The 6419-nt window shown below is 61.3% G+C and carries 6 protein-coding genes; 2 read left to right on the forward strand and 4 right to left on the reverse strand.

The features are described from left to right. Window positions 1–90 precede the first annotated feature (90 nt). On the forward strand, window positions 91–1050 hold the full coding sequence (locus tag ACNA0J_RS16770) for an LLM class oxidoreductase (protein WP_415820024.1): 960 nt from the start codon (window positions 91–93) through the stop codon (window positions 1048–1050). 63 nt (window positions 1051–1113) lie between these two features. Here the strand turns inward: ACNA0J_RS16770 and ACNA0J_RS16775 are convergent, their stop codons facing one another. Next, window positions 1114–1572: a c-type cytochrome gene (locus ACNA0J_RS16775; RefSeq protein ID WP_415819999.1), complete on the reverse strand. Its 459-nt coding sequence runs from the start codon at window positions 1570–1572 to the stop codon at window positions 1114–1116. A gap of 53 nt (window positions 1573–1625) precedes the next feature. Next, a complete protein-coding gene (gene purB / locus ACNA0J_RS16780) occupies window positions 1626–3002 on the reverse strand; it encodes an adenylosuccinate lyase (RefSeq protein ID WP_415820000.1) in 1377 nt (458 codons plus the stop codon). Between the two features lie 157 nt (window positions 3003–3159). Between purB and ACNA0J_RS16785 the strand changes: the two genes are divergently transcribed. Beyond that, complete coding sequence (locus tag ACNA0J_RS16785) at window positions 3160–3777, forward strand: glutathione S-transferase N-terminal domain-containing protein (protein WP_415820001.1); 618 nt, start codon at window positions 3160–3162, stop codon at window positions 3775–3777. Window positions 3778–3940: 163 nt separating this feature from the next. On the opposite strand, the gene ACNA0J_RS16790 is transcribed toward ACNA0J_RS16785, so the two are convergent. Beyond that, complete coding sequence (locus ACNA0J_RS16790; RefSeq protein ID WP_415820002.1) at window positions 3941–4765, reverse strand: sulfite exporter TauE/SafE family protein; 825 nt, start codon at window positions 4763–4765, stop codon at window positions 3941–3943. Between the two features lie 200 nt (window positions 4766–4965). Next, entirely contained in the window at window positions 4966–6102 is a 1137-nt protein-coding gene (mnmA, locus tag ACNA0J_RS16795) for a tRNA 2-thiouridine(34) synthase MnmA (protein WP_415820003.1), read from the reverse strand. Between the last annotated feature and the right edge of the window lie 317 nt (window positions 6103–6419).

Here is a 6419-nt window from a genome sequence, read left to right on the forward strand (position 1 = left end):
GCCGACACGATGGACACTACAAGCACGATTACGCCCCTCATCAAAGGTGCGCCGTCTACCGCGTTTCACTCCCATCCCGGCTACAGGCGCATGTTCGCGCCCGACCGTCTGACCATTGGCATCTTTCTGCCGCTGCGCTTTTACGAGGGCGATATGCGCGTCCTGAGCGGACAGGCGGAACTGGTGGAAATCATCGACCGCCACGGCTTCGCCGCCGTGTGGGTGCGTGACGTGCCCTTGTTCGACCCCCGGTTTGGCGATGCCGGGCAGGTTTTCGATCCCTTCAGCTATCTGACATTTCTCGCCGCACGAACGAAGAACGTGGCACTGGCAACGGGCAGCGCCATTTTTTCGCTGCGCCATCCGATTGACCTGGCCAAGGCATCGGCAACCATCGACATATTGTCGGGCGGCCGCCTGGTGCTGGGCATCGCCTCAGGCGACCGGCCCATCGAGTTCCCTGCCTATGGACTGGAACACGGGGAGCGCGGCGAGCGGTTTGTGCAGGCTGTCGCCTACTTCCGCCGACTCATGCAGGCCGGCCGGCTGACAATAGATTTGCCCTTGGGGCGTTTTGAGAATGCGGAATTCCTGCCGCAGCCCGCTACGGGTTCGATTCCGCTGATCGTGACCGGCTCATCAGGCCAATCACTGGCCTGGATCGCCGAGCACGCCGATGGCTGGCTGACCTATCCCGATGCCACGAACACGCCCAAAGGGCCTCAGCGCCTCGCCCAAAAAATCCGTGCCTGGCGCGACCTCATTCCCGATGGCGGCTTTCGTCCGCACATGACAAATGAGTGGCTGGATTTGGTGGACGACCCCCACCATCCGCGCACGCCGCTGCAAGGCGGCTACGTTCTGCGCACCGGACGCCATGGCCTCATCGCCTTGCTGGAGGAATGGCAGGCGGCAGGTGTCAATCATGCTGCGCTGGGGATACAGTTCGCGCGGCGACCAGCGGCCGAGGTGATTCAGGAACTGGCCGAGGACGTGTTGCCGCATTTCCCCACACATCCAGGGCCGCCGACTATCACGGCCCCCTGGTGATGGTAAAAAAAACCCACCCCGGCCTAATGCCTCGGGTGGGTTTGCCGGCGGATTGCTTCGCGCTTATTTCTTTTCGCGATAGCTATCGTGGCAGGATTTACAACTGGAGCCTACGCCGCCAAACGCCGCGCGAACCTTGTCCAGGTCACCGGAGTCGGCAGCCACCTGCAGCTTGGCCAGATTGTCTTTCAGTGCATCGCGCTTTTGCTGAAAGCCCGCGGCGTCACTCCAGACCTCTGGGCGCGCCTCGCCACCCTCGGTACCCGGCCCAAAGCCCGCCCAGGGCAATTCGGCCAGGGTGTTGAGCAATTTCACATTGGCTTTGATTTGCTCGGCATCGTAGGGGGCCTGCCCCTTGATCACTGGCTGCATGCGGCCGAAATGTGAGGCCATCAGCGTCAAAGCGGCCTGGCGGTATTTGATAGCGTCAGCCGGCTTGGCAAACTGTGCCTGCGCCGGAGCGGACCACAGAGACACAGCGATCGTACAGGCCGCAGCGGCCAGCAAGGGGAATTGCTTCATAGGGGGATCTCCCGATAGGTGCGACGAGGTGCCGGACCAGCCGGCACACACGACTATACCTCTCGTGCGAGACCAGCGGCCAGCCCAATATAGGAACGCGGCGTCATGGCCAACAAACGCGCCTTGGCCTCGTCCGGCAAGGCCAGACCGCTGACGAATTCGCGCAAGGCGGATTCGGTAATGCCTTTACCGCGGGTCAGGGCCTTGAGTTGTTCGTACGGCTGCGGCAGGCCATAACGGCGCATGACGGTCTGCACGGGCTCGGCCAGGACCTCCCAGCAGGCGTCGATGTCGGCGTCGATGGCGGCCGTGTTGACCTCGAGCTTGCCCAGGCCACGCAGGCAGGAATCCCACGCCACCAGGCAGTAACCCAAGCCTACACCGAGGTTGCGCAGCACGGTCGAGTCGGTCAGGTCACGCTGCCAGCGCGACACGGGCAGTTTTTCCGATAGATGACGCAGCACGGCGTTGGCCAGGCCAAGGTTGCCCTCGGAATTCTCGAAATCGATGGGGTTGACCTTGTGCGGCATGGTGGACGAGCCGACCTCGCCTTCCTTGAGGCGCTGCTTGAAATAGCCCAGCGCCACATAGCCCCAGATATCGCGGTCCAGATCGAGCACGATGACGTTGGCACGGGCCACGGCGTCGAACAACGCGGCCATCCAGTCATGCGGTTCGATCTGAATAGTGTGACGGTTTTGTGTCAAACCCAGCCCGCCGAGCACACGCGCGCTGAAAGCGGGCCAGTCGATTTCGGGATAGGCCGACAGATGCGCGTTGTAGTTGCCCGTAGCGCCGTTGAGCTTGGCCAGCGGTTCGACCGCCTCGATAGCGGCGATCGCGCGTTGCAAGCGCGCAGCGACGTTGGCGAATTCCTTGCCCAGCGTGGTGGGGCTGGCGGGCTGGCCATGAGTACGCGACAGCAGGGGCTGGTCGGCATACTGGCGAGCCATGCCGCCCAGCGTGTCCGCGATCTGGCGCAAACGCGGCACTACGACCTCAGCGCGAGCGCGCGTCAACATCAGGGCGTGCGAGGTGTTGTTGATGTCCTCGGACGTGCAGGCAAAGTGGATGAACTCGGCCGCGCGCGCCAGCTCCTCATCGCCTGCGACCTTTTCTTTCAGCCAATACTCGACCGCTTTTACGTCATGGTTCGTGGTGCGCTCGATGTCCTTGATGCGAGCGGCGTCGGCCTCGGAAAAATCGCTGACCAACTGGGCCAGGCGCGTCCGTGCGCCCTGCGAAAAGCTCGGCAGCTCGGGCAGACCGGCATCCGACAACGCCACCAGCCAGGCAACCTCGACCTCGACGCGATGCGCCATGAAGCCGGCTTCGGACAACAAGCCCCGCAGCGCATCCCCGCGTGAGGCATAGCGGCCATCTAGCGGCGAAAGAGCATTGAGGTGACTGATTTGGTCGGCGATCTGCATGGCGTGAACGGATAAAAAAAGAGATAGGCAACCTGTAATTTTATCACCCAGGGCAGAGTCATCATGCGGTAAAAAGGTCACGCAGGGCGATCTTTGCATTTTTACGGGGTCTGCCCTGCTATACTTCGCCCGCTTTCCGACTTCGCCTGTGGCCCCCATGAAACTAATCGGTTCACTCACTAGCCCCTACGTTCGCAAAGTGCGAGTCGTCATGGCCGAGAAAAAGCTGGATTACCAGCTCGAACTCGAAAATGTCTGGTCACCCGACACGCAAATCCAAACCTACAACCCGCTAGGGAAAGTGCCCTGCCTCGTCATGGAAGACGGCGGCGCGCTGTTTGATTCGCGCGTGATCGTCGAGTACGTGGACACGCTCTCGCCTGTGGCGCGGCTGATTCCTCAATCCGGCCGCGACCGCGCGGCAGTGAAATGCTGGGAAGCCATCGCCGATGGCCTGCTGGATGCCGGCATCCTGATCGTCCGCGAAAACCAGCGCCCCGAGGCGCTGCGCAGCGCGGACTGGATCGAACGCCAATACGGCAAAATCGACGCCGCCCTGCACGCCATGGACGAAAGCCTGGGCGAGCAGCCTCACTGCATGGGCGTCAATTACAGCCTGGCGGATATCGCCGTGGGCTGCGCCCTCGGCTATCTGGACTTGCGGTTTTCTCATCTGAACTGGCGCGAGAGCCACGCCAACCTGGCACGCCATTACGAAAAACTCTCGGCACGCCAATCGTTTATCGATAGCGTCCCGCCGCCTCCTGCAGCCTGAAAAAGCCGAAAAAACGCCCCGAAGCCCGGATTTCGAGTCCGGCCTTCGGGGCGTTTTTCTTATAGCGTTCCGTCAACACCGCAGGGTGTGAACTACCTTTGCGGGAACGTGATTATCTGCGCGGGACGGTCTGGGATAAAACAGCCCGCGCGCCGCTCGCAGCTCAGTGACTGAAAGCCTGCACAGCCTTGAACAACATGTAGGCTGACAGGGCGAACAACAGGCAGGCAAAAACCCGCTTCAACGTGCTGACCGGCAGTTGGTGCGCCATACGGGCACCCGCTGGGGCCGTCAATACGCTGGTGGCCACCAGCGCCAGCAAACCGGGCCAGTAGATATAGCCCAGCATGCCCGGCTGCGAGATGCTCTGACCCAAGCCCGAGATGATATAGCCCGCACTATTGGCCAGCGCAATCGGAAAACCCAAGGCAGCCGACGTGGACACCGCCGCATGCAGGGCGACGTTACACCACACCATGAAAGGCACGGACAGAAAGCCGCCCCCTGCCCCCACCAGGCCGGATATGAAGCCTATTCCCACGCCCGCGGCAGAGGTGCCGACGATGCCAGGCATCTGACGCGAAGGCTTGGGCTTGGAGTTACGCAGCATGTTCCAGCCCGAGTAACTCACAAACAAGGCGAAAAACAGCGACAGCCAGGCCGTGCTGATCGCGGCAAATGCGGCACCGCCCGACAACAGGCCGCCCACGATGATACCGGGCGCCATGGCGAGGACGATCTTCCATTGGATGGTGCCCTTGCGCTGATGCGCCCGGACACTCGATAGCGAAGTGAACAGAATCGAGGTCATCGACGTGGCAATCGCGGCATGCACGATCAAGTCTGGTTGCATGCCATTCCAGGCAAACAACATCGTCAGGAACGGCACCAGCAACATTCCGCCGCCGATGCCCAGCAATCCTGCCGCAAACCCGGCAACCGCCCCCAACGCCAGCAAGCACACCACTAGCACGACATTGACATCCACTTCGACCTCCTCTTCGTTAACGACACACCTGAGACCATCGTGGCATATGCCATGACTCAGGTAACAACGCCGTCCCCTCCGGACGGCAGCTCAAATCATCTTGACGCGCTTGAGGCGCATCGCGGTATTACCCGAGGAAACGCATCGAACAATCCCCGCATCATGCAATCAGGGCGCGCGCAACACGCCCCTCTAAGACATTACGCCTCCGATGACGCGATGATCCCTCCACCCAGGCATACATCCCCGTCATACAACACGGCCGATTGCCCCGGCGTCACTGCCCATTGCGGTTGGCTGAACGACAACTCGAATGCGCTCAGATCCGCCGACACCACATGACTGGCCGCATCGGGCTGCCGATAGCGCGTTTTGGCGCCGTAATCCTTTGCCTCAGGCGGCCGGCCCGCGATCCAACTGGCGTCCAGCGCCTGCAACCGATCAGACAAGAGCCACGGGTGATCATGCCCCTGTACGACGTACAACACATTGCGCGCCAGGTCCTTGCGGGCGACATACCAGGCGTCTGCCGTACCGTCGTCGCGCTGGCTGCCCTTGACACCGCCTACGCCCAGGCCCTTGCGTTGGCCCAGGGTATAAAACGACAGGCCGTGGTGACGCCCGACTCGCTTGCCCTCTGGCGTCAGGATATCCCCCGGTTCGGTCGGCAAATAGCGATTCAAAAACTCGCGGAACGGCCGTTCACCGATAAAACAAATACCAGTGGAATCTTTCTTGGCCGCATTGTGCAAACCAATTTCGTGCGCAATGCGCCGGACCTCGGTTTTATGAATCTCGCCCAAGGGAAACAGCGTGCGCGACAGTTGCGCCTGATTCAGGCGATGCAGGAAATAGCTTTGGTCCTTGGTGCCATCCAGCGCCTTGAGCAACTGGTATTCGGGGCCGCTCTGACCCTCGACGGCACGCACCCGCGCGTAATGTCCAGTCGCAATGTGGTCGGCGCCCAGCGTCATGGCATGATCGAGGAACGCTTTGAATTTGATCTCGGCGTTACACAAGACGTCGGGATTTGGCGTACGCCCTGCGGAGTATTCACGCAAAAACTCGGCAAAGACGCGGTCTTTGTATTCGGCAGCGAAATTGACGTATTCGAAATCCACGCCGACCAGGTCGGCCACACTGGCTGCGTCCAGCAGATCCTGGCGGGTCGAGCAGTACTCGGAATCGTCGTCGTCTTCCCAGTTTTTCATGAACAGGCCGATGACCTCGTAACCCTGCTGCTTGAGCAGCCAAGCGGTTACCGAAGAGTCAACGCCGCCGGACATGCCGACGACGACGCGGCCTTTGCCGGAGGGAGAATGGGGAGTTAAAGACATGATGGCGGGATTTTATCGCGTCTTGCTGGATCCCCTTGTTTGTATTCCCATGCAGGTGGCAGGGTGTTTTTGTTTCAGTAACGGCCTCGGGCGGCCCCTGATGTTCATTGCCACTAAAAAAGCACCCGTAACTTGGAGACAACGTGAGCCGCGTGTTGGCGGGCAAATGCCATGCCGGCCCGTAGAGCCCGCCGAACCTGCCTTGTCAGGCGGGGGGCAGTCGGCTGGGCATGTCTGAGTGGAGCGCAGCGGAGCGAGTTTGCCCNNNNCCCCGCCGACTGCCCCCCGCCTGACAAGGCAGGTTCGGCGGGNNCNAC

The organism is Bordetella tumbae, assembly GCF_965139195.1.
Lineage (GTDB): Bacteria > Pseudomonadota > Gammaproteobacteria > Burkholderiales > Burkholderiaceae_B > Bordetella_A > Bordetella_A tumbae.